This window comes from Embleya sp. NPDC020886, assembly GCF_044333915.1.
Taxonomy (GTDB): Bacteria; Actinomycetota; Actinomycetes; order Streptomycetales; family Streptomycetaceae; genus Embleya.
Window position 1 is genome coordinate 456,455 of record NZ_JBIRRX010000005.1, and the last position, 25,613, is coordinate 482,067.

A 25,613-nucleotide genomic window follows, 5' to 3' on the forward strand; every position below is an offset into this window, starting at 1 on the left:
ACCACAGGGAAGGTTAGGTAAGCCTTGCCTATGAATACGCGAGGTGATCTCATCCCGCAACACCCGATGTCGGGCACACGCCAGACCTTGTCGCGAATCGGACACCGAACGCCGCGCCGGCCGATTCGAGCCAAGGTCCGTCCGATTCACGCGCAACCGGCACGGCCCCATCACTACCGTCGGCTCCCATGCCCGCACCCACCGTCCCGCCGAAACCCCCTGCCCACTCACTCCCGCCCGGCCCTCTCGGTACGCCCGTGACCTCGCGCGCCGTGTTGCGGTACGCGCTCACCGGCGATCGACGGGGCCGATATCTGGTCGGCGCCTCCGTGGGCCTGACCGGGCATCAGGTGGCCGAGGCGGCCGTCCCGGTCGTCGTCGGTGTGGTGATCGACCAAGCGGTGGCCACCGGCGACGCGGCCGCGCTCGGGCGCTGGCTGAGCGTGCTGGCCGTGGTGTTCGTCGGCCTGCTGTGCTCGTGGCGCTTCGCCGCCCGCGCCGCCGCCCGCGTCACCGAGTACGGCGCCCACGACGTGCGAATGGCCGTCGCCCGCCGGGCACTGGACCCGCACGGCACGACACCGCGACGGATGCCCGGCGAACTCGTGGCGCTCGCCACCTCCGACGCGCAGACGGTGGCCCGGTTCACCCACACCCTCAGCAGCAAACTCGCGGCGGCCGCGGCCATCGTCACGGCCGCGGTCGCGCTCCTGGTGATCTCCGTCCCGCTGGGCCTGCTCGTCCTGCTCGGCACTCCACCGGTACTGATCGCGATGCAATACCTGAGCCGCCCGCTGGAACGGCGCAGCGAACACGACCACGAACTCGCCGCCCGCGCCGGTGCCATCGCCACCGACCTGCTCACCGGACTGCGCGTCCTGGACGGCATCGGCGCCCGCTCCGAGGCCGCCCGCCGCTACCGCCGCGACAGTCGCGCCGCACTCGCCGCGACGCTGCGCACCGAACGCGCCCAGGCCTGGTACACCGCCGCCAACACCCTGCTCACCGGCGGTCTTCTGGCGCTGATCGCCCTGGTGGGCGCGCACCTGGCGGCGCGCGGCCGGATCACCGTGGGCGAGTTGGTGACCGTCGTGGGTCTTGCCCAGTTCCTCCAAGGCCCCCTGGTGGACGTCGCCTACTTCGCGTCCGGCCTGGGCCGCGCCCGCGCCTCGGCACGCCGGGTCGTGGCCCTGCTCACGACGGACCCGGCGGTGGGCCCGGGCACCCGCACCCCCGCGGGCACCGACACGGGGCGGCCGGCCGGCCACGTCCGCGCGGACCGGCTGAGCGTCGGCGGCCTGATCGACGTCGGCTTCGCCGTCGAGCCCGGCGAGTTCGTCGGCATCGTCACCGACGACGCCGTACACGCCAAAGCGCTGGTCGACGTCCTCGCCCGGCGCCGCGACCCCGACGCCGGCACCCTGCACCTGGACGGCATACCCGTGCCCGAACTCGACCCCGACGACCTACGCCGAACGGTGGTCGCCCCACCCCACGACGCCGCCCTGTTCGCGGGCACCATCGCCGACAATGTCGGGGCATCGGGGCGGGCCCGGCCACAGGCGATCCGAGCCGCGCTCGCCGCGGCCTGCGTGGACGAGGACATCGCGGCCCTGCCCGCCGGCCTCGACACCACCCTCACCGAACAGGGCCTGTCCCTGTCCGGCGGCCAACGCCAACGCCTGGCCCTCGCCCGCGCGTTGGCCACCCGCGCCCCGGTCCTGGTCCTGCACGACCCCACCACCTCGGTCGACACCGTCACCGAGGCCCGGATCGCCGCCGGCCTGCGTGCCGACCGGGTCGGCCGCACCACGATCCTGGTCACCACCAGCCCGACCCTGCTCGCCGTATGCGACCGGGTGATCGTGCTCGCGGCCGACGCCACCCGCGGCACCACCGGTACCCACGCCCGACTGGCCGCCGTCTCGCCCGCCTACCGCAAGCTGGTACTCGCATGACCCGGCACGCCGACCCGACACCCGAACCACCCCTGCTCCCCGTCGCCGACACCGCACAGACCCGATCCGCCGCCCGACAACTGCTGCGCCCGCACGGCCGCCGGGCCCTGGCCGCGGTCACCCTGCTCACCGCCTCCACCGCGATCGGCCTGGCCGGCCCGCTCGTCCTGGGCCGCATGGTCGACGCCGTCGACCGCCACGGGCCCGACACCGGATCGCACATCACGGTTCTGGCCGGCCTGCTCGCGGCCATCGCCCTCGCCCAGGCCGTGTCGGGCGCGATCAGCCACTACCTGGTCGTCGGGGTCGGCGAGAGCATGGTGGCCGACCTGCGCGAGGACGCCCTGGGCCGGGCACTCGACCTACCCACCGACGACATCGAGCGCACCGGCCGCGGCGACCTGGTCGCCCGCGTCGGCGGCGACGTACGCGTGGTCGCGGACGCCGCCGCCGAAACCGTCCCGGTGTTCACCACGGCGCTGGCGACCATCGTGCTGACCCTGATCGGCATGGGCACCCTCGACTGGCGCTTCGCCCTCGCCGCCCTGGTGGCCGCGCCGATCCAGATCGGCGCGCTGCGCTGGTACCTGCGCCGATCCGCACCGGTGTACCGAGCCGAGCGGATCGCCGAGGGACAACGCGCCCAGCGCCTCCTGGACGCCCTCGGCGCCGTGGACACCGTCACCGCGCTGCGACTGGGCCCGGCCCACCTGGACGCCGTCGCCGACCGCTCCCGCGCCTCGATCGACCTGAGCCTGACCGCGACCCGGCTGCGCACCCGCTTCTTCGGCCGACTCAACGCCGCCGAACTCGTCGGGCTCGCCTCGGTACTCGCCGTCGGATTCCAGTTGGTCCGCTCGGGCACGGTCTCGATCGGCGAGGCGACCGCCGCCGCACTGTTCTTCCACCGCCTCTTCGACCCCGTCGGCTCCCTGCTCGCCGTCTTCGACCAACTCCAGGAAGCCGCCGCGGGCCTGGCCCGCCTGGTCGGGGTCACCCTTCTCCCGCGCGCCGAAGAACCCACCCACCCGCCGACGCCGCACGACGCGTCCGTACACGTGCAGCACGTCTCGTTCGCCTACCCCGACGGTCCCGACGTGCTCACCGGGCTCGACCTGTGGATCGCACCGGGCGAGCGGGTCGCCTTGGTGGGCACGACCGGCGCGGGCAAGTCGACCGCCGCCACGCTCATCGCCGGCGTCCGCACACCCACCGCCGGCACGATCCGGCTCGGCACGGTGGCACTCACCGATCTGGGCCGCGCCGGCCGCCGGCAGATCGCGATCGTCACCCAGGAGGTCCACGTCTTCGCCGGCACCCTCGCCGACGACCTGCGGCTGGCCCGACCGGACGCGGACGACGCGACGATCGCACGCGTCCTCGCAACGGTCGGCGCCGACGGGTGGGTCGGCGCGCTGCCCGAAGGCCCCGACACCCGCATCGGCGCCGGCGGACACACCCCGACCGCCACTCAGGCGCAGCAACTCGCGCTCGCCCGGGTCCTGCTCCTGGATCCGCCGATCGTGGTCCTGGACGAGGCGACCGCGGACGCGGGCAGTGCCGGCGCCCGCACCCTGGAGGCCGCCGCGTCGGCGGTGCTCGACGGGCGCACCGCGATCGTGGTCGCCCATCGCCTCCGGCAGGCCGCGACCGCGGACCGGGTGATCGTCCTGGATCACGGACGGATCGTCGAACAGGGACGGCACGACGACCTGGTGGCGGCGGGCGGGCGCTACGCGGGGCTGTGGCAGGCCTGGTCGGCGCCCGCAGAGGGCCGAGCGCCCGCTGCGGGTCGGGTGTCGGAGACGCTTCAGGCGCCCGCGGCGGATCGTACGCCGACCGGCCCGTGCTCGACGTCCTCGTCGCAGACGAGCCCGAAACAGTGACCGGGTGTGCGACCGGTGACCCGGCGAAAAACCGCCACGAACGCACTGGGACTGTCGTATCCGACCCGACGGGCCACCACCGAAACCGGCAAACCGGCGGCCAGATACGTCAACGCCGCGCGCACCCGCGCCTGGATGCGCCACTGCACGAAGCCCATCCCGGTGTCCGCGGTGAACACCCGGGTCAACGTACGCCCACTGCACCCCGACCAGCGCGCGAACTCGTCCAGCCCACGCGGATCCGCCGGCCGGGCCACCAACGCCCGAGCCACGGCCAACGCACGCGGATCACGCGGCATCGGCACATCCACCGCGGCCACCTCCAACGGCTGGAGCATGTCGAAAACCACCCGCTCCGCTCGCGAGCGCGCGGCGAACGGCATGTCGTAGCGCCGCATGTGCAACAACACCTCGCGCAGCGCCCCGTACATCGGCACCAGACCGGGCAGGTCGCACGCCCACGCGGGGGCGAAGACCTCGGTCCTGAAGTACGTCGCGTAGAAGTCGGTGCCGGGCCCGGTCGTCACCTCGTGCGCCGCGCCGGCGGGCAACCACAACCCCACGGTCGGCGGCACCACCCACGACACCCCCTCGACCACCGCGGTGACCGACCCCACGACGCCCCACAACAACTCGTGGTCGAGGTGGCGATGCGACTCCCACGTATGCCCGCCCGGACGCGCCTCCCGCCCCAAACGTGACGTGGTGAGGGCATACGGCGGCTCCACCTCGCGCGTCGGGCCGCCGCCCGACCTCGTGACCTGCTGCACGGACCGCACTATACCGGCGACGACTTAGGGTTCCCTAACCTCTCCGGGGCGACCTCGCCGCGGGTGCGCCATCGGACGTCTCCCCGGTGTTCGTTCCACGAAGTAGGACTTGGCGGTTGGCGGTTGGCGGTACGGGCGCGAAGACCTCCGTGCGTGGTGTGGAGCCTGGACACCTCCACCACACCGGAGGTCTTCGCCACGATCAGGACCCGATCGTCGACAACGCTCGCGGTCGATACACCTAGCCGAGAGTGAAGCGCTGAATGGGGTCACCCTGGCAGCGCGACTGAACTATCACGGCACCGTTACTGGGGTCCCGGTTCGCCACCGTCAGACACTTGTCCGCAAAGGTCTTGATCTCATACTTCCCGGCGTCGACCGGGACGAGGGTGAAGCGCTGAATGCGGTCGCCTTGGCAGCGCGACTGGACTATCGCGGCACCGTTGCCGGGGTCCCGGTTCGCCACCGTCAGACACTTGTCCACAAAGGTCTTGATCTCGAATATCCCACCCCCGATCGGGACGAGGGTGAAGTGCTGAGTGGGGTCGCCCTCGCACCGATACTGCACGATTCGGGCGCCGTCGCTGGGATCCCGATTCGCCACCATCAGACACTTGTCCGCAAACGTGGTGATTTCACCGACGGCGGCGGCATCGGCTTGTGCTGGGCGCGGAGTGCCGGAAGGCGCTGCGGTGGCCTGGGATAAGGACGTGAGGGGAGTCAGGACCACGGCAACCGCAGCCGAGATCACCGTCGAGCGTCGCAATAGGGTGGATTTGAACCTGGCGTTCACGTGCGCTCCTTGTCTCCGATGGCACGGCATATACCGCAAGGGCATCGCCGAGTACAACAGCAAACAGGCGCATAATCGGCATTCTTCGAGGGTGATTCTTATCAATCACTCGGAAGCGCCAATTAAGCATGCACATACGTACCCGGCCATGCGTTGAATCACCCCTGTATAAACGCGAGGCATTCGCCGCGGCGCGGTGGCCGATTATGGCGGCCCGGCGGCCGGGCCCGGGAGGCCGGCCCGACGTCGGACGGCCAAGACGGCGGTTCGGTCCGGTGGGATTTCCTCCTGCCGGGGCGGTGTGTACGGCCGGGGCACTTCGGCGTCGCCATCCAAAGGGCGGCCTTGGCAGCCCTTGGACGAACCGTGCGACGGCCGGACGCCTACGGCGTCGGCGATCCGCCGCTGCTTCGAAGGCTTGACCCAACTCGGCGGCGGTCTGCCATCACGACCGCGTGCGACGTACCTCCGGGCTTGGCAGGCCGATGGACCGGAGGGCATCCCACGTACGATCCGGCAACAACGGGTCGATCGGATTCCCCCGGCCGCCGGTCAGCCCCCACGAACTCCCACCACATCCCATCCATCGGACGCGGCCTGGTCGTGGAACGTCGTAGTCGCCGCCAGCTCCACGCGTCCGGCGCTGACCCGGTTCACCGGTGCGGCACCGTCGGCGTAGCCGAACGAGACCCCGACCAGCAGTTTCCCCTCGCTGACACCGAGTTCGCCGCGCACGGTATCGGCATAGAAGCTCAGCAACCCCTGCGGACAGCTGTCCACGCCGTACGCGGCCATCGCCAGCAGCAACGTCTGCATATAGGCGCCGACATCCGCGGCCGGCCGCGCGTCGGCACGGCCCGAGGAGACGAAGAGGAACGCGACGTGCGGTGCGCCGTAGAACCGCAGGCTCTCGGCGTCGTAGGCCACCCGGGCCGCGGTGTCGTCACGGCCGATACCCAGCGCGCCGTAGAGCTCGGCACCGAAGGCGGCACGCCGTTCCTGCTGCACCGGCGCGTACATGTCGTCGCGATACGGGAAGTCGGCGGAGGTACGGCGTGCGGCGTGGTCCGCCTGCAGAGCGTCCGCCAGACGGTCGCGCAGCGCACCGCTGATCACCTCCACCCGCCACGGCTGCGTATTGGAGTTGGACGGCGCAGCGCCGGCCAGCGAAAAGATCGCACGCATCGTCTCCGGGGCCACGGCGTCGGGCCGGAACGCACGCACGGCTCGTCGGCCGCGGATCAGCCGCTCCGCGTAACCACTCAGCTCGGTATGACCGGACCGACCCATGAAGTACTCCTCACCCACACAAAGGTAAACGTAAACGTTTACTTGGACGGATGCAACTCTACCCACCCGCCACACCGGAAGTAAACGCAGCCGTATACTCGCCCCATGAATGCGGCACCGGAGACGGAAGTGGACGTACCCGCGCAGCCGGCGCAACGGCCGGGGCGAGGCGCACGGGAACGCGTCCTGGCCGCCGCCACCCGGCTGTTCGCGGACCAGGGGATCACCACGACCGGCAATGAGACAACACTCGCTCAGGCCAGTTATCCGATGTCGCGCAACGCCGAGGCGGCCTCGAACGCCGGCCGCTCGTTCCGTCCTCTCCCCCGGCGGTTCTTCGCCATTCCCGAGTCACGACGGCCCATCGCGGACTATCGTGCCCGGCACCAGGAACACGGGGGTGGCGGATGGAGCCGGTCGACGATGCTCGAAGGCGAGAGCACGAGGTCGAACAGATCAAGTTCGCGGAAGAGCGGGAGCACCTCAGGCTCCGGGGCATCGACTCGCGCCGGGGAGTTCGGATGACTCCCGAGCTCGCCACCTTCGTGGCCGACGTGGCCGGGCGGCTGCCCACACGGAAGCTCGTATCACTGTTCCTGCACGTCGACACCCGCGAGGAGAAAGCCGGCCTGTTCGGCCGCAAGACACAGTTGGTGCGGGTCTTCGAGGCGGTCGGCCAGGCCTGGGAACTGGCGACGATCGCGCCGGAGACCGGCAACAAGGAACACAGTCTCGTGCTGTCTCCGGACGGGCGTCTGTTCGAGGCAAGCAGGGTCGACGCGGCGTTTCACCGCGGCATCCCCAAGAACGGCGGGTTGGCGTTGGTTCCGACGAGCGAGGACGTCATCGCCCTGACCCCGGACCTGCAATCACTGCTCTTGGCCCACCTGGACTCACGAACCACCACGCAAACACACGACCCCGACCGACCCCCCGGTCAGGTTCCTCGGACGAAGCAGGTACACCGGGCACCATCGGCGGGCACGACGCCGAGCGACACCCCGACCCATTGCCGAGAACCGGGATCGTCACCACGTCGATGACCCGGTGGAACACCGTCCCGTCGTACAGCGGTTCATTGCTCGGCTACCCGATGTTCGGGTCGGCCCATCGGCGTTCGCCCGTCGCCGACTCCACGAAGTCCTTCACCGTCTTCGGCGCGTGGTTCGGCAGCAACCGGATCACGATGTCGCCCCGGTTGCTCTTCGACGTCGCGTACAGCTCTTCCGCCATGAAGATCCTTCGGTAGCCGTCCCGCACTTCCCCCGGACGTGAATACGACGCTCCGGATCGGGCAATGCCGTCGGGCAACCGAGGCCGGTCCGGTCACGGAGCCTGCATGGCCTGCTCCAGCGGCACGCAAGCGCCCTGCGGCCGATGCCCCGAAAGTTGGACATCGCCAACCTGCCCCCGGAGCGCCGCGTTCGCTGCCCGCGCCGGTACGGGACGCCTTCCCCGACGGAATGACGAACGTGCACGCAGTCACGATCGGCGCCGCGGTGGTCGCGCCGCACAGGCTCCGGTGTCCTCGCCGTCCTCTCCCCCGGTGGTGTTCGGCAGCGGCGTGATCCGAGACCACGATGTGCGTGCGGCGGCGTGCGCGGGTCGGTACACGGCACCCGGTCGCAGCCCCGGAGCACCCGAGGCGGGCCTGTTTCCCGGAATTTGCCGGTTCGGCCGGGTCCCTTCGCCCGGCACGGACGCCTGTGTGAGTGTTTCGCTTGCTCGAGCACGACCCCGTCCTGCTCGGTCGTCTGCGGCCCTCACGAGGTGCCCACGACAGCAGGTCGGTGGCGTGGTCGAGGTCTGCCTTCCACCAAAGGAGCCTCGATGAATCGAACATTGACCACCGCCGGGACCGTCCTCGCCTTACTCGTCGGCCTCACCCTCGGCTCGGCGACCCAGTCGTCCGCGGCCGAACCACCCGCGCCGCCCGGCTCTCAGGCGCAGGCCGTCACCGGGCCCGGCAACCGGAGCCTGGCGCCGCCCGACATCAACGTGGCGAACGTCCAGGCGCACCTGACCCAGCTCAACCGCATCGCGTCGCAGAACGGCGGCAACCGCCGTGCGGGCAGCGCCGGTTACACCGCGTCCGTGGCCTACGTGAAGAGCAAGCTCCAGGCCGCCGGCTTCACCGTGTCCGAGCAGGTCTGCACCTCCTGCCGATACCGCTCCAACAACCTGATCGCCGACTGGCCCGGCGGCCCCGCCAACCAGGTCGTCATGTTCGGCGCCCACCTCGACAGCGTCTCCGCCGGACCCGGCATCAACGACAACGGCTCCGGCTCCGCCACCCTCCTGGAGAACGCACTCGCACTCGCCCAGGCCAACCCCACCCTCACCAAGCACGTGCGCTTCGGCTGGTGGGCCGGCGAGGAACAGGGCCTCCAGGGCTCGCAGTTCTACGTCAGCCAACTCACCTCGGCGCAGCGCTCCTCGATCAAGGGCTACTACAACTTCGACATGGTCGGCTCACGCAACGCGGGCTACTTCATCAACAACATCAACTCGGCCACCGCCGCGCCCCTCAAGGCGTACTGGGACACGCTGAACCTGCGTCCCGAGGAGAACGTCGAGGGCCAGGGCCGCTCCGACGACTACTCCTTCCAGCGAGCCGGCATCCCCACCTCCGGCTACGCCGCGGGCGCCAGCGCCATCAAGAGCTCGGCGCAGGCGACCAAGTGGGGCGGCACGGCCGGCGCCTCCTACGACTCGTGCTACCACTCCGCGTGTGACACCACGAGCAACATCGACGCCACGGTGCTCAATCGCAACGCCGACGGCGTGGCGTACGCAATCTGGAAGACCGCAGTCGCCTAACCACGCCCGCCACCCAGCCCTTGACCATCGCCGGTACCGGCCTGCTCCATCCGGCCGGTACCGGCGATCGCCACCCCCCGCGGCCTCGTTCCCCAAGGACGAAAGAGTTGTATACCCGGCTGGAACCGGCAACATCGAGCATGCGCCGGGGGCATGACAGAGCGCCGCGTCGAGCAGCGCCGCGTCGCCCATCTCACGCGCGGGGCCGGACTCGTCCGGCGGACACCCCGGACGAGGGCACCGCCCCACCGTGCAGGCCACGGCTCGCCACGGCGACCCCACCCCCGCCGACGCCCGACCCGCGCCCGAGCCGCACCCAAGCCGTGTCCCGACCGGCGACCATCCCCTCGCCCGTCCCCGTGCCCGATCGTCCGAGCCACCCCCGAGAGACGCAGCCTCCACCCCCGTCTCGCCCATCCGGTTCGGCACGACACACACCCTCCCGCGCCGCCGTCGAGCCCTTCGCGCCCCGCCCACCCGATTACACCCTCCGGACGCGCGACACCCCCCGGACGGGCGAAACGTTCTGAACATCCCGCCACCTGCTGATATGAAGATCACAAGTCCGTTTTGTCGGACTCATGACCTTCGAGGAGGCGTCCTCATGAGCGCCACGTCCGCGAGTTCCACCCAGACCACCCCGACCCCGGCCGATCCGGATCCGCCCCTGATCCACATTCTGTGGATCAACGCCGGCTTGAGCTGCGACGGCGACTCCGTCGCGCTGACCGCCGCGATGCAACCGAGCATCGAGGAGATCGTCACCGGAACCCTGCCCGGGCTGCCCGCGATCGCGGTCCACTGGCCGCTGATCGACTTCGAGTGTGGTCCCGTGCAGGGCGCGGACACCTTCATCGAATGGTTCTTCAAGGCCGAACGCGGCGAGCTCGACCCGTTCGTCCTGGTCGTCGAGGGCTCCATCCCCAACGAGTCGATCAAGGCCGAGGGCTACTGGAGCGGCTTCGGCGACGACCCGGAGACCGGTCAACCCATCACCACCAGCGAATGGCTCGACCGCCTCGCGCCCAAGGCGACCGGCATCGTGGCCATCGGCACCTGCGCGACCTACGGCGGCATCCACGCCATGGCCGGCAATCCGACCGGCGCGATGGGCGTTCCGGACTATCTCGGCTGGGACTGGAAGTCCAAGGCGGGCCTGCCCATCGTGTGCGTGCCCGGGTGCCCGATCCAGCCCGACAACTTCTCCGAGACGCTCACCTACCTGCTCTACCAGCTCGCCGGCTCCGCGCCGATGATCCCGCTCGACGACAAGCTGCGCCCGGCCTGGCTGTTCGGCGCGACCGTGCACGAGGGCTGTGACCGGGCGGGCTACTACGAACAGGGCCAGTTCGCCAAGACCTACGACTCCCCCAAATGCCTGGTGAAACTCGGCTGCTGGGGCCCCGTGGTCAAGTGCAACGTGCCCAAGCGCGGCTGGATGAACGGCATCGGCGGCTGCCCCAACGTCGGCGGCATCTGTATCGCGTGCACCATGCCCGGCTTCCCGGACAAGTTCATGCCCTTCATGGACGAACCCCCCGGCGGCAAGGTCTCCAGCACCGCGAGCGGCGCGTACGGCGTGCTGATCCGCAAGCTGCGCGCGATCACCGCCAAGACCGTGGACGAGGAGCCCCGCTGGCGCCGACGCGGCCCCCAGCTCACCACGGGCTACCGCGCGCCCCGCTGAACCAGCCCCGCCGATCCACCCCGTCCGCGCGGCCGGCGTCCTGCTCGCCGACGTCTTCCCCCCAGAAGGGCCACACACACGATGACATCGACGACGACGAAGGCGGCCGGTGACGGCAGCGGCCTCACCGAGATGTCCTGGGACCCGATCACCCGGATCGTGGGCAGCCTGGGCATCCACACCAAGATCGACTTCAAGCAGAAACGCGTGGCCGAGTGCTACAGCACGTCGTCGGTCTTCCGCGGCTACAGCGTGTTCATGCGCGGCAAGGACCCGCGCGACGCGCACTTCATCACCAGCCGGATCTGCGGGATCTGCGGCGACAACCACGCGACCTGTTCGGTGTACGCGCAGAACATGGCCTACGGCGTCAAGCCCCCGCACCTGGCCGAGTGGATCATCAACCTCGGCGAGGCGGCCGAGTACATGTTCGACCACAACATCTTCCAGGAGAACCTGGTCGGGGTGGACTACTGCGAGAAGATGGTCCGCGAAACCAACCCGGGCGTCCTGGAGTTGGCCGAGCGCACCGAGTCCCCGCACGCCGCCGAGCACGGCTTTCGCACGATCGCCGACATCATGCGCTCGCTCAATCCGATCGAGGGCGAGTTCTACCGCGAGGCGTTGCAGGTCAGCCGATACACGCGGGAGATGTTCTGCCTCATGGAGGGGCGCCACGTGCACCCCTCCACGCTGTATCCGGGCGGCGTCGGCACGGTCGCGTCGGTGCAGTTGTTCACCGACTACCTCTCCCGGCTGATGCGCTACGTCGAGTTCATGAAGCGCGTCGTCCCGCTGCACGACGACCTGTTCGACTTCTTCTACGAGGCGCTGCCCGGCTACGAGGAGGTCGGCCGCCGCCGCGTCCTGCTCGGCTGCTGGGGCGCGCTCAACGACCCCGACCACTGCGACTTCACGTATCGCAACATGACCGACTGGGGTCGGCGCATGTACGTGAGCCCGGGCATCGTGGTGGACGGCAAGCTGATCACCAACGACCTCACCGAGATCAACCTCGGCATCCGGATCCTGCTCGGCAGTTCGTACTACAAGGACTGGGAGGGCCAGGAGCAGTTCGTCACGCACGACCCGCTCGGCAACCCCGTGGATCCGCGCCACCCGTGGAACCAGCACACCATCCCGGAACCGCAGAAGCGGGACTTCGCCGGCAACTACAGCTGGGTGATGTCGCCGCGCTGGTACGACGGCAAGGACTATCTCGCCCTCGACACCGGCGGCGGCCCGCTCGCCCGGCTGTGGTCCACCGCGCTCAACGGCCTGGTCGACACCGGCTTCGTCAAGTCCACCGGGCACAGCGTGGTGATCAACCTGCCGAAGTCGATGACCAAGCCCGAGACCACGTTCGAGTGGAAGATCCCCAAGTGGAGCAACGCCCTCGAACGCAACCGGGCCCGCACCTACTTCCAGGCGTACATGGCCGCGATGGCCGTGCACTTCGCCGAGAAGGCCCTCGACGAGGTGCGTTCGGGCAACACCAAGACGTGGGAGAAGTTCGAGGTGCCCGACCAGGCCGTCGGCGTCGGCTTCACCGAGGCGGTCCGCGGCGTGCTGTCGCACCACATGGTCATCCGGGACGGGAAGATCGCCAACTACCACCCGTATCCGCCGACGCCGTGGAACGCCAGCGTGCGGGACACTCTCGGCACCCCGGGGCCGTACGAGGACGCCGTGCAGAACACGCCGATCTTCGAGGAGAACCCTCCGGAGAACTTCAAGGGCATCGACATCATGCGCGCGGTGCGCAGCTTCGACCCGTGCCTGCCGTGCGGCGTGCACATGTATCTCGGCGAGGGCCGGACCCTGCGCGAGATGCACATGCCCACCGGCCTGAGCGGACTGGGCGGGTGAACGCCGACGAGACCGGCCTGCGGGTCGAGGAGATCCTGGCCGGCCTGGACGAGCGGGACGATCCGGCCGTCCGGGCCGTGACCGAGGACCTGGTGCGCGCCCTGATGGACTTCTACGGCGCCGGGCTCACCCGGCTGGCGGCCCTGCTCCGGGCCGCCGGGGCCGCCGGACGCACGGTGCTGGCGGACGAACTGGTCACCGGTCTGCTCGTGTTGCACGACCTGCACCCCGACGACGTCGACACCCGGATCGCCCGGGGCCTGACCGCGGTCGCGGACCACCCGGCCGAGGTGCTCGGCTTCGACGCGACGTCCGGGACCCTGCGGCTGCGGGTGGCGGCCGAGAGCTCCGGCTGCGGCTGCGGGAGTACCGCGGGGACCGCGCGCGAGGCGATCGAGGCCGCCCTCGCGTGCCACGCCCCCGAGGTCGCCGCGCTCGACCTGGAGCACGTGCCCGCCGCGCCGCCCGAGCCCGCGCTGCTCCAGATCGGCTCCCGCCCGGCCGGGGTGACGCGGTGACCGCGGCGACGGGGCTGCGCCGGTTTCGCCGGGCCGCACCACCGCGGCCCGAGCGGTGCGAACTGTGCGGGCAGGAGGTCGACCCGGGACACCGGCACCTCGTCGACACCGAGGCGCGCGTCCTGGCGTGCGCGTGCCGGGGCTGCGCGATGTTGTTCGAGCAACGCGGCGCCGCGCGCGGCCGGTTCCGCGCGGTGCCCGAGCGCTACCTCGTGGATCCCGACCACAGCCTCGGCGAGGGCGCCTGGGAGAGCCTGCAGATCCCGGTCGGCACGGCGTTCTTCTTCCGCAACGCGGCCCTGGACCGGTTCGTCGCGTTCTACCCGAGCCCGGCCGGCGCCACCGAGAGCGAACTCGACCCGGACATGTGGCAGGCGGTGCTGGGCGAGAGCACGCTCGCCCGGGAGTTGCGGCCCGACGTGGAGGCGCTGCTGGTGCGGCGCGCCGACGAGCGCAGCGAGTGCTTCCTGGTGCCGATCGACATCTGCTACGAACTGGTGGGCCGGATGCGCCTGCACTGGCAGGGCTTCGACGGCGGCGCCGAGGCCCGGGCCGATCTGGCGGCCTTCTTCGACGGGGTACGTGCCCGCGCACAGGTGCTCCGCGGCACCGGGCAGGGCGTCGCGCAGGAAGCACCGCATCCGGCGTCCGACACCGTTTCCCCGGAGCCTGCCCGGCCCGTGGCGGTCGCCCCCGCATTCCCCGCTTCCCCCGCTGTTCCGGCGGGCGTCCCGGCCGAAGGGCAGCAGCCGTGACCGAGCTGAACTTCACGTGTGTCGGCGCCCGTGCCGATGCGTACGCGGCGGGTCCCACCCTGGTTCTCCGGTTGCGGATCACCGCCGAGGACGACGCCCGGGTGCACGCGCTCGCGTTGCGCTGCCAGATGCGGATCGAGCCGGCCCGGCGGCGCTACGGCGCGGCGGAAGGCGAACGGCTGGACGTGCTGTTCGGTGATCGCTCGCGGTGGGGCACCACGCTCAACCCGATCCAGTTCGCGCAGGTCTCGCTGACCGTGCCGGGGTTCACCGGCGAGACCGAGGTGGACCTGGTCGTGCCGTGCACGTATGACATGGACATCGCCTCGTCCCGCTACTTCCACGCGCTGGCCGAGGGCGAGGTGCCGTTGCTGCTGTTGTTCTCCGGTACGGCGTTCACCGGCGCCGGCGGCTTTCGGGTCGAGCCGGTGCCGTGGCACAAGGAGGCCCGGTTCGGCCTGCCGGTGGGGGTGTGGCACGACATGATCGAGCAACATTTCCCCGGCTGCGGCTGGCTCAGACTGCCGCGCGACGCGATGAACGCGTTGCTCGCGTACCGCTCCCGACACGGGTTGCCGTCCTGGGAGGCGACCGTGCGGGCGCTGCTCGACGCGGCCGAACCCCCGTCCACGGCACCCGTGTTCGGCGGTCTCAGCCGGCGGTCGACCGAGGGGGCGGCGCGATGAGCGAGGCCGTGTTCACGCCCGAGGTCGCCGCGCGGTTCGCGGCGGCTCGGCAGATCGCCGACGCCGTGCTCTTCGAGGGCTACGTGCTCTACCCGTACCGGGCGTCGGCGGCCAAGAACCGGATGCGCTGGCAGTTCGGCGTGCTGGTACCGCCGGCGTGGGGTGCCGACAGCGCCGAACACTGCGCGCAGCGCACCGAGTGCCTGATCGACCCGCGCCGGGGCTCGACGCTCTCGGTCCAGGTGCGCTTCCTGCACGCTCGACGACGCACGGTGGAACGAGTCCGCGAGGACGGCGCCTTCGAGGGGGTCGAGAAGTTGGAACTGCCGGACCGGGTGTTCGTGCCGTGGGACGAGGGCGTCGAGGAGCGCGTCGAACTGGTGCTTCCCGTGGACCGGTTGGCCGGCGAAGGGGGTACGTTCGCGTTCACCAGGCCCGCGCGCGAGGAGATCGAACCGGTCGAGCTCGACGGCCGGTCGATCGGCCGCCTGGTGCACCGACGCGAGCGGGTGGACGGCGTGATCCGGGTCCGGACCGCCGAACTGCCCGGCCCGTACACCACGCTCAGGCTCACCGTCGAAGTCGAGAACACCGGCACATGGGTCCCCCCGACGCGCGCCGACCGGGAGGCCGCGCTGCCCTGTTCGCTGGTCTCCGCGCACGTGCTGCTCGGCTTGTCCGCCGGGTCGTTCCTGTCCGTGACCGATCCGCCGGAGTGGGCCAAGGTCGCCTCGGACGGGTGCCGGAACCTGCACACGTGGCCGGTCCTGGCGAGCGATCGCGACGACGTGGTCCTGTCCTCGCCGATCATCCTGGAGGACCACCCCCAGGTGGCACCGGAAAGCCCGGGCGCGTTGTACGACGCCACCGAGATCGACGAGATCCTCGCCCTGCGCACATCGGCGCTGACCGAGCAGGAGAAGCGCGAGGCGCGCGGCACCGACGCCCGAGCCGGGGCGGCCGTCGATCTCGCCGACTCGCTGCCGCCGGAGGTGTGGGAACGCCTGCACGGCACGGTACGGGCGTTGCGCGAGGTGACCGGGGGCAGGGGGCCGGAGCAGATCGGCGCGCCCTCGGCGGGCGCCTTGCCGCCGGACCCGTTCGCGGCCGGCGTCCCGGTGTCGCCCGGCCTCGCGTCCGATGCTCCTTCGTCCGACCGCCTCTCGTCGGATGCCTTCTCGTCCGACCCGTTCGCGTCTCCCGCGCTGTCCGTGCCGCCGGAGACGCCGTGGTGGGATCCGGCGAGCGACGCCGGATTCGACCCGGCGACCGACCGGGTCACCGTCGAGGGTCGCTCGGTCGGCGCCGGCAGCCGGGTCCGGCTGCGGCCGGGACCTCGGCGCACCGACGCGCAGGATCTCTTCCTGCACGGACGCGACGCTCTCGTCGAGGCCGTGCTGCACGACGTCGACGGCACGGTGCACCTCGCGGTGATCGTGGACGACGATCCCGGCGCGGATCTGCGGCGGCTCCAGGGCCGGTTCCTGTACTTCCAACCGGACGAGATCAGCTTCCCGGAGGACGCGTGAACGCCCACGAGCCACCGCCGGCAACCGGTCCGACCCCGCACGTACTGGTCGCCGGCGTCGGCAACATCTTTCTCGGCGACGACGGGTTCGGCGTGGAGACGGTCACTCGGCTCGGCGGTCACCGGCTGCCTGCCGGGGTCGAGGTGGTGGACTTCGGCGTACGCGGCGTGCACCTGGCGTACCAACTCCTGGAGGGCTACCAGACGTTGGTCCTGGTGGATGCCACCGCACGCGGAGGTGCGCCGGGCACGGTCTATCTGATCGAGGCGGCGGTCGCCGGCTCGGTGGAGCCCGGGTCCGCCCTCCTCGACGGCCATCGCATGGGACCGGACGCGGTACTGGCCCTGCTCGGCACGCTCAGCGCGGGCACCGGGGGCAGCCCACCGAACCGTGTCCTGGTGGTCGGGTGCGAACCCGCCTCGTTGGCGGAGGGCATCGGCCTCAGCCCGCCGGTGGCGGCGGCCGTCGACGAGGCGGTCGCCCTGATCCTGCGGGTGCTCGCCGAAGAGGCCCCGCCGGGCACCCGGGCGGGTCGGGCCGCCGGCGGTACCGATACGGACGCACGAATCGCCGCCGAAGCGGCCCCGAACCCGGTTGCGACGCGGCCGGACCGGCACCGACCCGACCCGCCCCACCACGACCCGCAACACCCCACCACGAGAGAGGCACCGGCGTGCGAAAGATCCTGATCGGCGCGACGCTCCTGGGCGTCGTCGTCGTTGTCGTCCCCAACCTGCCCGACATCAAGCGCTACCTGCGCATGCGCAGGATGTGAACACCCGGTCGGTGGCCGTCCGGCGAGCGGGGGCGTCGCGCTGCGGCAAATGGCTGACCTGTGGGGGCGGTGACGGCGTGGGTACCCCGGACACGTCGCCACCGGCCCCTGTAATGAACCCGCGACGGACACACCGCTCGACGCGGTTCGAGCCGCCGCAGCGGCCGGCGCCTGCGGGAGGAGGACCGATGCACGAGATGTCGATCGCGATGGCCGTCGTCGAGCAGGTCGAGCAGGCCGCTCGGGATATCGGGGCGAGCGCCGCCCTGACCGTACGTCTGCGGGTCGGCGAACTCGCCGGCGTGGTCCCCGATGCGTTGTCCTTCTCCTTCGAACTGGCCTGCTCGGACACGGTGTTGCGGGGCGCCGAGCTGATCGTCGAGACCGTGCCGGCCCGGGCCCGTTGTGCGCCGTGCGCGGTGGAGTGGGCGGTCGGGATGCCACCGGACCTGTGCTGCCCCCGGTGCGACGGCGCCACGGCCGAACTGCTTGCCGGCCGCGAGTTGCAGATCGTCGACGTCGCCTGGGCCGACTCCCCCGCTCCCGCTCTTGCTTTCGCGCGACCCGCCCAGGAGGGCTGACCCCATGTGCCGTGTCGAGGATCTCCGCCGGGCCGTACTCGCCAAGAACGATCTCGGCGCGAGCGAGCTGCGTGCCGAACTCGCCGCGCGAGGTGTCGTCGCCGTCAACCTGTTGTCCAGCCCCGGCAGTGGCAAGACCGCGCTTTTGGAGGCCGAACTGCGGGCGGCCCGCTCCCGCGGCGTACCGGTCGCGGCGCTCACCGCCGACCTCGCGACCGAGAACGACGCGACCCGGCTGGCCAGGGCGGGCGTTCCGGTGAAGCAGATCCTCACCGACGGCCTGTGCCATCTGGAGTCGGCGATGCTGCGCCGGCATCTGGCGGGCTGGCTGCCGGACGACGCGCGGCTGCTGTTCGTGGAGAACGTCGGCAATCTGGTCTGCCCGGCGTCCTACGACCTGGGCGAGAGCCTGCGGGTGGCGCTCGCGTCGGTCACCGAGGGCGAGGACAAGCCGCTCAAGTACCCCACGGCGTTCGGGCTGGCGAATCTCGTCGTGCTGACGAAGCTGGACATCGCCGCGGCGGTGGAGTTCGACGAGGCCACGTTCCTGGCCAACGTCCGGCAGGTCAACCCGGGGGTCGAGGTGTTGTTCACCTCCGCCCGCTCCGGGCTGGGCGTCGGCGGCCTGTTGGATCGCGCGCTGGCGGTGTCGGCGGGCACGCCGGCGCATGTACCGGTGATGGCGCGGCAGGCCCGCGACCCGGGCGGGCACGGCCACGACCACGAACACGACCGTGACGAGGAACCCGCCGTTGCGTACACCCACACGCACGACGGACACACCCACACCCACGACCTCGCGGAGGAGGTGTCTTGACCACCGACGCGGACCTGATCGCCACCCGGCGGCTGCGCATCGCGGTGCGCGGCGTCGTGCAGGGGGTGGGGTTTCGGCCGTTCGTGTTCACCCTCGCCGACCGGCTCGGCCTGGCCGGTCACGTCGTCAACACCGGTGCGGGCGTGGTCGTGGAGGTCGAGGGCCCGTCGGCCGCGGTCGCGGAGTTCCGGCGCCGGGTGGGCACGGATGCCCCGCCGTTGGCCACCGTCGAGTCGGTGCGCGACGAGGAGTTGCCCGTCGACGGCGTCGCCGGCTTCACGATCCTCGCGTCGCCGGCCGGCGGGTCGGGCCGGACGCTGATCCCGCCGGATGTGGGGACCTGCGCGAACTGCCTGGCCGAGCTGGTCGACCCGGGCAATCGTCGACACCGGCACGCGTTCGTCACGTGCGTCGACTGTGGCCCGCGCTTCACCATCGTCACGGCCCTGCCGTACGACCGCGCGCACACCACGATGGCCCGGTTCCCGATGTGCGGGGAGTGTGCCCGCGAGTACGGCGATCCCGCCGACCGCAGGTTCCACGCGCAACCGGTCGCGTGCCACGGGTGTGGTCCTCGGCTGAGCCTGGTCGGGCCCGGCGTGGACGGCGGCGCGGATCCGATCGCGCAGGCCCGGCGGATGCTCGCGGACGGGGCGATCGTCGCGGTCAAGGGACTCGGCGGCTACCACCTGGCGTGCGACGCGGGCAATCCCGACGCGGTGGCTCTACTGCGTGCGCGCAAGGCCCGCGGCGACAAGCCGTTCGCGGTACTGGCGCGCTCCGTCGCGGACGTCGAGCCGCACGCGCACGTGGGTCCCCGGGAGCGCGAGCTGCTGACCGGCGCGGCCCGGCCGATCGTGTTGTTGCGCCGGCGCGCGGGCGGTTCCGGGCTCGCGCCCGCGGTCGCGCCGGGCAGCCCCGACCTGGGTTTCCTGCTGCCGTACACGCCCGTGCACCACCTGCTGCTCGGCCTCCCGGGGGATCCGCCCGGGCCGGAACTGCTCGTCCTCACCAGCGGCAACCCGGCCGGCGCGCCGATCGTGATCGACGACGCGCAGGCGCTGACCCGACTGGCGTCGCTCGCCGACGCGTGGCTCACCCACGATCGGCCGATCCACGTGGCGTGCGACGACTCGGTGGTGCGGGTCGTCGACGGCGAGCCGATGTTCGTGCGCCGATCGCGCGGCTGGGCCCCGTTGCCGATCGGGCTGCCGGCGCCGATCCCGGCGATCCTGGCGACGGGCGGGGATCTGAAGAACGTGTTCGCGGTGGGCGAGGGACGCCAGGCGTGGTTGTCGGCGCACGTGGGCGACATGGACGACATCGCGACCCTGACCGCGTTCGGCCACGCGGTCGAGCACCTGACGGCGGTGACCGGTGTGCGGCCGCAGGCGTTGGCCGCCGATCGCCACCCCGGCTACCGGTCCACCGCGTGGGCGCGGCGCGACGTGGCGGGCCGGCCGGTCACGGCGGTACAGCACCACCACGCGCACGTCGCGGCGGCGATGGCGGAACACGGCCTCACCGGTGCACAGCCGGTGCTCGGCGTCGCGTTCGACGGCACCGGCTACGGCGACGACGGGGCGGTGTGGGGCGGCGAGTTCCTGCTCGCCGATTACGCGGGCTACCGGCGCCTGGCGCACCTGCGCTACGCCCCGCTCGCGGGCGGGGACGGCGCGGTCGCCCGGCCGTATCGCATGGCGTTGTCGCACCTGCACGCCGCGGGCCTGCCGTGGTCGCCCGATCTGCCTCCGGTCGTGGCCTGCCCTGCGGAGGAACTGCGGGTGTTGGAGGTCCAGTTGGTGCGCGGGCTCGGCTGTGTGCCCACGTCGAGCATGGGCCGACTGTTCGACGCGTTCTCGTCGCTGATCGGGATCTGTCATCGGGCGGGCTACGAGGCGCAGGCCGCGATCGAGCTCGAAGCGGCCGCCGTGGGCGTGGAGCCGGGAGCGGGCTACGCCTTCGCGTTGCTGCCGGCTGCGGCTCCCGCGTTGCTGGTCGCGGATCCGGGTCCGGTGTTGACCGCCGCGTTGTCGGACCTGCGGGCGGGCGTACCCGTTCCGGTGCTCGCGGCCCGCTTCCACCATGCGGTGACCGATCTTGTCGCCCGGGTCTGCGCGCGGGCGCGGGAGGTGTACGGACCGACGGCGGTCGCGCTGACCGGCGGGGTGTTCGCCAACGCGCTCCTGTTGTCGGCGTGTACGCGGGTATTGCGCGCGGACGGCTTCACCGTGCTGCGGCATCACCGGGTCCCGCCCAACGACGGCGGGCTCGCGCTCGGCCAATTGATGGTGGCGGCGCACGATCGGTCCGCCGTCCGTTGAAGCACAGCCGTCGAATCACAGTCGTCGAATCACAGCGTCGAATCAAAGCCGTTCCGGACTACGAGGAGAATCCGATGTGCCTGGCGGTACCCGGCAGAGTGACCAGCATCGAGGATCGCGACGGCACCCGGATGGCTCTCGTCGACTTCGGCGGCGTGGTCAAGGAAGTGTGCCTCGAATATCTCCCGGACCTGCGGGTGGGCGAATACGCCATCGTGCACGTGGGGTTCGCGCTGCAGCGGCTGGACGAGGAGTCGGCTCGGCAGACGCTGGCGCTGTTCGACGAACTCGGGCTGCTGCAAGAGGAGTTCGGCGATCCATGGGAGGCGGCCGGCGAACCCGACTGGGTGTCCGGGCCGAACGAGGCGCCCGGATCGGGTCCCGCGGTCGCCGCGGGCGACACAGCGAGGGAGATCGCGCGGTGAAGTATCTGGAGGAGTTCGGCAATCCGGAGGTGGGCCGTCGCCTGCTGAACGAGATCCGGGCAACGGTGACCCGCCCCTGGTCGATCATGGAGGTGTGCGGTGGGCAGACGCACACGATCATCCGGCACGGCATCGATCAACTGCTGCCTCCCGAGGTGGAGTTGATCCATGGACCCGGGTGTCCGGTGTGCGTCACGCCGCTGGAGATCATCGACAAGGCGTTGGCGATCGCGGCCCGCCCAGGGGTGGTCTTCTGCTCGTTCGGCGACATGCTGCGGGTACCGGGGACGGATCGCGACCTGTTCCGGGTGCGTGCGGAGGGCGGCGACGTTCGGGTGGTGTACTCACCGCTGGACGCGCTCAAGATCGCCCGGGACAACCCGGATCGCGAAGTGGTGTTCTTCGGCATCGGCTTCGAAACCACCGCGCCGCCCAATGCCATGACGGTGTATCAGGCCAGGCGGCTGGGCATTCGCAACTTCAGCCTGCTGGTCTCGCATGTACGGGTTCCGCCCGCCGTCGAGGCGATCATGAACTCGCCCGACTGCCGCGTACAGGGGTTCCTCGCGGCGGGCCACGTGTGCAGCGTGATGGGCATCGACGAGTATCCGGCGCTCGCCGAACGCCACCGGGTCCCCATCGTGGTCACCGGGTTCGAACCGCTGGACATCTTGGAGGGCATCCGCCGCACCGTGGGCCAACTCGAACGCGGCGAACACACCGTCGACAACGCCTACGCCCGCGCGGTGCGCCCGGAGGGCAACCCCGCGGCCAGGGCCATGCTCGCCGACGTCTTCGAGGTCACCGACCGAGCCTGGCGCGGCATCGGGGTGATCCCCGACAGCGGCTGGCGGTTGTCGCCGCGCTATCGCGAGCACGACGCGGAGCACCGCTTCGAGGTCACCGACATCACCACCCGCGAGCCCGCCGAGTGTCGCAGCGGCGAGGTGCTCCAGGGCCTGCTCAAGCCCAACGAGTGCGCGGCCTTCGGCACCTCGTGCACGCCGCGCAACCCGCTGGGCGCCACGATGGTCTCCAGCGAGGGCGCCTGCGCCGCCTATTACCTCTACCGCCGACTCGACGCCACGACCGCGCCCCGGGAGGCGAGCCCCGTTGTCTGACCTCACCGACGTGCACTCCGCGCCCGACTTCTCCGGCTGGACCTGTCCGACACCCCTGCGCGACCATCCCAGGATCGTCACCGGCCACGGCGGCGGCGGCGCGTTGTCCGCCGAACTCGTCGAGCACGTCTTCGCCCCGGCGTTCGGCGGCCCGGTGCTGGCCGGGCTCGCGGACTCGGCGGTGCTGACCCTGGGCGGGGCCAGACTCGCGTTCTCCACCGACTCGTACGTGGTCCGGCCGCTGTTCTTCCCCGGCGGCGGCATCGGCGAACTCGCGGTGAACGGCACGGTCAACGACCTCGCGATGAGCGGGGCGCGGGCCGCCTATCTGTCCTGCGCCTTCATCCTGGAGGAGGGCGTGGACATGTCGGTCGTCGCCCGGGTCGCGTGGGCGATGGGCGACGCGGCCCGCGCCGCGCGGGTGGAGATCGTCACCGGCGACACCAAGGTCGTCGAGGCCGGTCACGGCGACGGCGTCTACCTCAACACCGCGGGGATCGGACTGATCCCGGCGGGCGTCGACATTCGGCCGCAACGCGCGGTCCCGGGCGACGTGGTGGTGGTCAGCGGCGACATCGGCGTGCACGGTGTGGCGGTGATGAGCGTGCGCGAGGGCCTCGAATTCGACGTCGAGATCCGCAGCGACTGCGCCGCGCTCGGCGGCCTGGTCGAGGCGATGCTCGCGGTCACGCCGGACCTGCACGTGCTGCGCGACCCCACCCGGGGCGGGCTCGGCGCCGCGCTCAACGAAATCGCCGCGGCGGCCGGGGTGGGCGTGGTGATCTCGGAACAGGCCGTCCCGGTCCCGCCGGCCGTGACCAACGCGTGCGCGATCCTGGGCCTCGACCCGATGTACGTGGCCAACGAGGGCAAGCTGGTGGCGTTCGTACCCCGTGAGCACGCCGACGCGATCCTGGCGGCGATGCGCGCCCACCCGTTGGGCGCGGGCGCGGCCGTGATCGGCGAGTGCGTCGAGGAGCACCGCGGCATGGTGGTCGCCCGCACGGGCCTGGGCGGCACGCGCGTGCTGGACATGCCACTGGGCGAACAACTGCCCCGCATCTGCTGAAGCCACCGGAGCCGTGCCCGCAGGCACGGGTGCTCGATGCCGTCGAAGGGACGGACCCTCGGGGGCACGCGTGGAGTAGGCGGCGCCGGATGCGACCGCGAGAACCAGCGAGTGCGAGCAGGTGTTCACCCCGCCGGTAGGCGTACGACCGGTGACCGCGTCGGGAGTGTCGGTGGTGGCGGGGGCGACCGCAGCGGGTGTCGGGGCGGGGTGGCAGTGCCGGCGGCGCCGGAGGCGGAGGGGATGTCCTCACAGGTGAGGCCGTCGTTGATCCAGGCGTCCCACTCGTGGGAAGGGTCGCCGTCCTGTCACCATTTGCCGCACCCGGCGCAGTCTCCACGGTCGGCGTGCTCGCCTCGATGACCTCGCGCGGTAGGGGGAGGTGTGACCGGGTGATCGACGCGGACCGGGCCATGTCGCCTTGGCGCAGCCGTATCGCCCAGACCCCGGGGCCGGCCGGGGCGAACACCGATCCGAAGTGGCCGTCACCGTGCCCGGACAACGCCGACCGGGCAATGGACGGCGTCCGGTGGCCGCTCGGCCGGGTCCTTCGGGAGCGCCCGCCCGTCCGCGAGTCGGCATTGCCCACCGACGTTGCGGGAGCCGCGCAAGTCGGCATCATCAGGCGTGGCGGGTTGAGCAGTTGGAATCGTCGACCCACCGTCATCGCCGCAGGAGTCCCGTGCGGGGCGGCCCCGGTGCTAAGTTCCGAAGTCCCGTGCCCGGAACACCACCCGCGAAGGACTCCATGGACAACCCCACCCCTCGCACCTGGCCCGTCTCGGTCAAGGGGGTCGTCGTCGACCACGAAGGCCGTGTCCTGCTCCTGCGTAACGAGCGTCGGGAGTGGGAACTCCCCGGCGGACGATTGGAGTTGGGCGAGGAACCCGCAGAGTGCGTCGTCCGCGAGATCGCCGAGGAAACCATGTGGGACGCGAAGACGGGCCCCCTGCTCGACACTTGGGTGTATCAGCCCATCCCCGGTCGGCACGTGCTGATCGTCACCTACGGCGTCCACCCTCTCGACACCCGCACGGCCCCGGTCCTCAGCCACGAACACAAGGAGATCGGGCTCTTCGGCCGGGCGGAGATCCCCGCCCTGTTCATGCCGGACGGCTACAAACGCTCCATCGAAACGTGGTTCGACCACCCCGCCCGGGCGTAAACCGAACCACGACCCTCGGAAGCGCCCCGGCGACAAGGGGTGTGGCGATCGGCGACACCCGAGGGCCACGCCGTCCCCGCCACCCGCAACCTCGCCCGGATCCTGCGCCACCACCGCACGGTCAACGCCCGCCCTGTCCCAGGCAGGCGTTGGGCCGAGCTCTCGGCTACGACAAGACGTTCATCCGTGGCGCGGCCGGTGCGGTGTGGCGGGGTTGGGGACGCGGTGTGGGTGGGGCCCGTCGGCACGAGGGTCGGGACTGCGGCCGACGCCCACTCGGAGCAGCCCCGCCGAGGCGTCCCATCACCGGCGTGGCGCGCGTACGACAGCGGCCACAACGCCGGCGCGGAACGACACTTCGCCACCTCGTTACGGGCCGCCACTTCCTGCGAGGACGCCACCACCGGATCCACCGCTCTCGCGTTCCGGGCCAATATCCGCCACAACAATCACGACCCGCGCAGCGCCCTCGACCCGGCCGACGCCGCCCTCTACGACCAACCCCCAGGCCACCACACCCGCACCGCGAAGCCCCCACCACCACAGCCCGACCCCGCCCACCGCGGCCCCGCCGGGTTCCCGACCAGCACACGAAACCCCGGACGAACCGCCACCCCACCAACGCCCCACAAGGGCCCCGGCAACTCGCAGTCCATCACCCGGTCGGCCGACCGCGCCGACGACGACTTCCACGACCGGACCTCCAGGGTCCGGATCACCGACGCACGCCCCCGGGCCGTCGGCCGGGGTCGCGGCGGCGCTCGGCACTCGGTGC

At 71.3% G+C, this 25,613-nt stretch carries 20 protein-coding genes and 3 pseudogenes; 19 read left to right on the plus strand and 4 right to left on the minus strand.

Annotated features, from left to right (window positions below):
* The first annotated feature begins 257 nt into the window (after positions 1–257).
* Together ACH4U8_RS21120 and ACH4U8_RS21125 are read left to right on the plus strand one after the other, a co-directional pair.
* Entirely contained in the window at positions 258–1,958 is a 1,701-nt protein-coding gene (locus ACH4U8_RS21120) for an ABC transporter transmembrane domain-containing protein (RefSeq protein ID WP_395779326.1), read from the plus strand.
* Positions 1,955–3,844 carry an ABC transporter ATP-binding protein gene (locus ACH4U8_RS21125; RefSeq protein WP_395779328.1) on the plus strand — a complete coding sequence of 630 codons (1,890 nt, stop codon included), beginning with the start codon at positions 1,955–1,957 and terminating at the stop codon, positions 3,842–3,844. The genes ACH4U8_RS21120 and ACH4U8_RS21125 overlap by 4 nt, the downstream gene beginning before the upstream one ends.
* Here the strand turns inward: ACH4U8_RS21125 and ACH4U8_RS21130 are convergent.
* The 3 genes from ACH4U8_RS21130 to ACH4U8_RS21140 all read right to left on the minus strand — a co-directional run bounded on the left by ACH4U8_RS21130 (position 3,769) and on the right by ACH4U8_RS21140 (position 6,697).
* Positions 3,769–4,614, minus strand: a complete 846-nt coding sequence (locus tag ACH4U8_RS21130) for a helix-turn-helix domain-containing protein (protein ID WP_379988429.1) — start codon at positions 4,612–4,614, stop codon at positions 3,769–3,771. The genes ACH4U8_RS21125 and ACH4U8_RS21130 overlap by 76 nt on opposite strands.
* A gap of 241 nt (positions 4,615–4,855) precedes the next feature.
* Positions 4,856–5,407: an RICIN domain-containing protein gene (locus tag ACH4U8_RS21135; RefSeq protein ID WP_395779330.1), complete on the minus strand. Its 552-nt coding sequence runs from the start codon at positions 5,405–5,407 to the stop codon at positions 4,856–4,858.
* Positions 5,408–5,959: 552 nt separating this feature from the next.
* Entirely contained in the window at positions 5,960–6,697 is a 738-nt protein-coding gene (locus tag ACH4U8_RS21140) for a nitroreductase (protein WP_395779546.1), read from the minus strand.
* Between the two features lie 521 nt (positions 6,698–7,218).
* Between ACH4U8_RS21140 and ACH4U8_RS21145 the strand changes: the two genes are divergently transcribed.
* Positions 7,219–7,740 carry a hypothetical protein gene (locus ACH4U8_RS21145; RefSeq protein ID WP_395779559.1) on the plus strand — a complete coding sequence of 174 codons (522 nt, stop codon included), beginning with the start codon at positions 7,219–7,221 and terminating at the stop codon, positions 7,738–7,740.
* Here the strand turns inward: ACH4U8_RS21145 and ACH4U8_RS21150 are convergent.
* A pseudogene (locus tag ACH4U8_RS21150) lies at positions 7,697–7,930 on the minus strand (peptidylprolyl isomerase); the annotation flags it as partial. The gene ACH4U8_RS21145 and the pseudogene ACH4U8_RS21150 overlap by 44 nt on opposite strands.
* A 750-nt stretch (positions 7,931–8,680) precedes the next feature.
* Here ACH4U8_RS21150 and ACH4U8_RS21155 point away from each other — a divergent pair.
* The 16 genes and pseudogenes from ACH4U8_RS21155 to ACH4U8_RS21230 form a co-directional block, all read left to right on the plus strand.
* Positions 8,681–10,047 (plus strand): annotated as a pseudogene (locus tag ACH4U8_RS21155) (M28 family metallopeptidase); the annotation flags it as partial.
* A 74-nt stretch (positions 10,048–10,121) separates the two neighbouring features.
* Entirely contained in the window at positions 10,122–11,204 is a 1,083-nt protein-coding gene (locus ACH4U8_RS21160; RefSeq protein WP_395779332.1) for a hydrogenase expression protein HypE, read from the plus strand.
* A gap of 81 nt (positions 11,205–11,285) precedes the next feature.
* Positions 11,286–13,073: a nickel-dependent hydrogenase large subunit gene (locus ACH4U8_RS21165; protein WP_360305774.1), complete on the plus strand. Its 1,788-nt coding sequence runs from the start codon at positions 11,286–11,288 to the stop codon at positions 13,071–13,073.
* Positions 13,070–13,591 (plus strand): hypothetical protein, encoded by a 522-nt coding sequence (locus ACH4U8_RS21170; protein ID WP_395779334.1) that lies wholly within the window; start codon positions 13,070–13,072, stop codon positions 13,589–13,591. Before ACH4U8_RS21165 ends, ACH4U8_RS21170 begins: the two co-directional genes overlap by 4 nt.
* A pseudogene (locus tag ACH4U8_RS21175) lies at positions 13,588–14,202 on the plus strand (DUF5947 family protein); the annotation flags it as partial. The gene ACH4U8_RS21170 and the pseudogene ACH4U8_RS21175, both read left to right, overlap by 4 nt.
* A 140-nt stretch (positions 14,203–14,342) precedes the next feature.
* On the plus strand, positions 14,343–15,032 hold the full coding sequence (locus ACH4U8_RS21180; protein WP_395779336.1) for a DUF6084 family protein: 690 nt from the start codon (positions 14,343–14,345) through the stop codon (positions 15,030–15,032).
* Positions 15,029–16,561, plus strand: a complete 1,533-nt coding sequence (locus ACH4U8_RS21185; protein ID WP_395779338.1) for a hypothetical protein — start codon at positions 15,029–15,031, stop codon at positions 16,559–16,561. The genes ACH4U8_RS21180 and ACH4U8_RS21185 overlap by 4 nt, the downstream gene beginning before the upstream one ends.
* Positions 16,558–17,250 carry a hydrogenase maturation protease gene (locus tag ACH4U8_RS21190; protein ID WP_395779340.1) on the plus strand — a complete coding sequence of 231 codons (693 nt, stop codon included), beginning with the start codon at positions 16,558–16,560 and terminating at the stop codon, positions 17,248–17,250. Before ACH4U8_RS21185 ends, ACH4U8_RS21190 begins: the two co-directional genes overlap by 4 nt.
* The gene (locus ACH4U8_RS21195) at positions 17,235–17,336 is read left to right on the plus strand and encodes a DUF6893 family small protein (protein WP_379988420.1); all 102 of its coding nucleotides are present in this window, start codon (positions 17,235–17,237) and stop codon (positions 17,334–17,336) included. Before ACH4U8_RS21190 ends, ACH4U8_RS21195 begins: the two co-directional genes overlap by 16 nt.
* A 188-nt stretch (positions 17,337–17,524) precedes the next feature.
* Positions 17,525–17,917, plus strand: a complete 393-nt coding sequence (locus ACH4U8_RS21200) for a hydrogenase maturation nickel metallochaperone HypA (protein WP_360305764.1) — start codon at positions 17,525–17,527, stop codon at positions 17,915–17,917.
* 4 nt (positions 17,918–17,921) lie between these two features.
* Positions 17,922–18,734, plus strand: coding sequence for a hydrogenase nickel incorporation protein HypB (gene hypB, locus ACH4U8_RS21205; RefSeq protein ID WP_395779342.1), 813 nt, complete (start codon positions 17,922–17,924; stop codon positions 18,732–18,734).
* Complete coding sequence (gene hypF, locus ACH4U8_RS21210; protein ID WP_395779344.1) at positions 18,731–21,058, plus strand: carbamoyltransferase HypF; 2,328 nt, start codon at positions 18,731–18,733, stop codon at positions 21,056–21,058. Before hypB ends, hypF begins: the two co-directional genes overlap by 4 nt.
* A gap of 74 nt (positions 21,059–21,132) precedes the next feature.
* Positions 21,133–21,483 (plus strand): HypC/HybG/HupF family hydrogenase formation chaperone, encoded by a 351-nt coding sequence (locus ACH4U8_RS21215; protein WP_360305758.1) that lies wholly within the window; start codon positions 21,133–21,135, stop codon positions 21,481–21,483.
* The gene (gene hypD, locus ACH4U8_RS21220) at positions 21,480–22,604 is read left to right on the plus strand and encodes a hydrogenase formation protein HypD (protein ID WP_360305756.1); all 1,125 of its coding nucleotides are present in this window, start codon (positions 21,480–21,482) and stop codon (positions 22,602–22,604) included. The genes ACH4U8_RS21215 and hypD overlap by 4 nt, the downstream gene beginning before the upstream one ends.
* Positions 22,597–23,673 carry a hydrogenase expression/formation protein HypE gene (hypE, locus tag ACH4U8_RS21225; RefSeq protein ID WP_360305754.1) on the plus strand — a complete coding sequence of 359 codons (1,077 nt, stop codon included), beginning with the start codon at positions 22,597–22,599 and terminating at the stop codon, positions 23,671–23,673. Before hypD ends, hypE begins: the two co-directional genes overlap by 8 nt.
* Before the next feature lie 748 nt (positions 23,674–24,421).
* Positions 24,422–24,838, plus strand: coding sequence for an NUDIX domain-containing protein (locus ACH4U8_RS21230; protein ID WP_395779346.1), 417 nt, complete (start codon positions 24,422–24,424; stop codon positions 24,836–24,838).
* Positions 24,839–25,613 lie beyond the last annotated feature (775 nt).

Coding starts and splice junctions, on each gene's coding strand:
- ACH4U8_RS21125 (WP_395779328.1), top strand. CDS start 1,955: ATGACCCGGCACGCCGACCCGACACCCGAACCACCCCTGCTCCCCGTC.
- ACH4U8_RS21140 (WP_395779546.1), bottom strand. CDS start 6,697: ATGGGTCGGTCCGGTCATACCGAGCTGAGTGGTTACGCGGAGCGGCTG.
- ACH4U8_RS21145 (WP_395779559.1), top strand. CDS start 7,219: ATGACTCCCGAGCTCGCCACCTTCGTGGCCGACGTGGCCGGGCGGCTG.
- ACH4U8_RS21160 (WP_395779332.1), top strand. CDS start 10,122: ATGAGCGCCACGTCCGCGAGTTCCACCCAGACCACCCCGACCCCGGCC.
- ACH4U8_RS21165 (WP_360305774.1), top strand. CDS start 11,286: ATGACATCGACGACGACGAAGGCGGCCGGTGACGGCAGCGGCCTCACC.
- ACH4U8_RS21185 (WP_395779338.1), top strand. CDS start 15,029: ATGAGCGAGGCCGTGTTCACGCCCGAGGTCGCCGCGCGGTTCGCGGCG.
- ACH4U8_RS21200 (WP_360305764.1), top strand. CDS start 17,525: ATGCACGAGATGTCGATCGCGATGGCCGTCGTCGAGCAGGTCGAGCAG.
- hypB (WP_395779342.1), top strand. CDS start 17,922: ATGTGCCGTGTCGAGGATCTCCGCCGGGCCGTACTCGCCAAGAACGAT.
- ACH4U8_RS21215 (WP_360305758.1), top strand. CDS start 21,133: ATGTGCCTGGCGGTACCCGGCAGAGTGACCAGCATCGAGGATCGCGAC.
- ACH4U8_RS21230 (WP_395779346.1), top strand. CDS start 24,422: ATGGACAACCCCACCCCTCGCACCTGGCCCGTCTCGGTCAAGGGGGTC.